The sequence below is a fragment of the Enterobacter sp. Acro-832 genome, assembly GCF_011752745.1.
Taxonomy (GTDB): Bacteria; Pseudomonadota; Gammaproteobacteria; order Enterobacterales; family Enterobacteriaceae; genus Enterobacter; species Enterobacter quasiroggenkampii.
In genome coordinates this window covers 1-255 of record NZ_VWWX01000028.1, presented here as the reverse complement: position 1 = coordinate 255, position 255 = coordinate 1, and the positions used below count along the sequence as shown (strand labels likewise).

The 255-nt window shown below is 54.9% G+C and carries 1 rRNA gene; it reads left to right on the top strand.

Annotated elements, in window-relative coordinates:
• Positions 1-254 (top strand): 23S ribosomal RNA (locus F3J31_RS23270); the annotation flags it as partial.
• Position 255: the final 1 nt, after the last annotated feature.

Sequence of the window (255 nt, the reverse complement as noted above, 5' to 3'; positions counted from 1 at the left end):
AAATCAACCGAGATTCCCCCAGTAGCGGCGAGCGAACGGGGAGCAGCCCAGAGTCTGAATCAGCTTGTGTGTTAGTGGAAGCGTCTGGAAAGTCGCACGGTACAGGGTGACAGTCCCGTACACGAAAGCACACAGGTTGTGAACTCGAAGAGTAGGGCGGGACACGTGGTATCCTGTCTGAATATGGGGGGACCATCCTCCAAGGCTAAATACTCCTGACTGACCGATAGTGAACCAGTACCGTGAGGGAAAGGC